1 protein-coding gene is annotated in these 998 nt (G+C 57.2%); it reads left to right on the forward strand.

Annotation, left to right across the window (positions count from 1 at the left end; all coding sequences use genetic code 11):
- A partial coding sequence (locus DVK07_RS19545) for a DNA double-strand break repair nuclease NurA (protein ID WP_199719636.1) occupies positions 1 to 883 on the forward strand: 883 nt, incomplete at its 5' end.
- Between the last annotated feature and the right edge of the window lie 115 nt (positions 884 to 998).

A 998-nucleotide genomic window follows, 5' to 3' on the forward strand; every position in this document is an offset into this window, starting at 1 on the left:
CGGGTGGAAGAACGATGAGATCCGTGCAGAACTCCAAGATACGTCGTACCCAGGGGCGTACCCGACTGACGAGTTTGATGATGTAGAGAGTATCGTCGTCCCATACCCGGAGAGTGATGGATGGGACAACCACGAGGATGTTAACGAGTGGGCGCGCGAGCTTCTTCGAGATGTACCGGCGATGGCGGTCGATGGATCACAGCTCCCGCCAACAACCAGTTTCAACGTCCCACTGGCGTACGTACAAGCAGCGTGGGCGACCAATCATCACCATCCAGACGGTCGGCTTGAACGCGGTGTCGAAGGACGGCTGTTGACACCTGATGAGGTCACACAGGAGTCCGACGATGGCGATTATCGATTCGTGGACTCACAACTCGTCGGGCATCACCGGTTCGAGCATGAAGGGCAACTACTGATCGAGCAGATTGTCGAGTTGGCAGATGCTCGTGACGCCGGCGACATCGGGCAGACACCGGTCGTGTTCTACGATGGTCCGCTGATCGCGTCGTTCACAAATCCACTGAAGCCGGAGACACGTGAACGGTATATCTCGACGTTGAGTCGCATCATCGCTGCAAGCCATCACCACGAGATCCCGCTGATCGGGTACGTGGCGGGATCAAGCGCGACAGAGTTGGTGAAGATGACGCGGCTCCTGCTACGCGACGAGTTCAGCACCGACCGTGTCATCCCTGATGCACACGTCCTGACCGAGATGATGAGCCCGTGGGGTGACACAACAATTCCGTTCATCTCGAAGCGTGACGGGAGTGTCGACGCGCTCCAAGCGACATACCAAGGCAAGGCCTACGAGTTCCGGGACGACATCCTGTTTTCGTATCTGAACGTACCGCCAGGTGCTGGTCTTGACCGGATTTAATTCCCGGGGTGGTTGTGTCGCCGTGATGGTCCTGACGGGTACGAGTCAATGTACGAGTATACCGTTGAAATCGTGCGTGCAGAAGCCGGGATTGGACGTGGCTACCCGGAAATTC

Source organism: Halorubrum sp. Atlit-26R (assembly GCF_003666015.1).
Taxonomy (GTDB): Archaea; Halobacteriota; Halobacteria; order Halobacteriales; family Haloferacaceae; genus Halorubrum.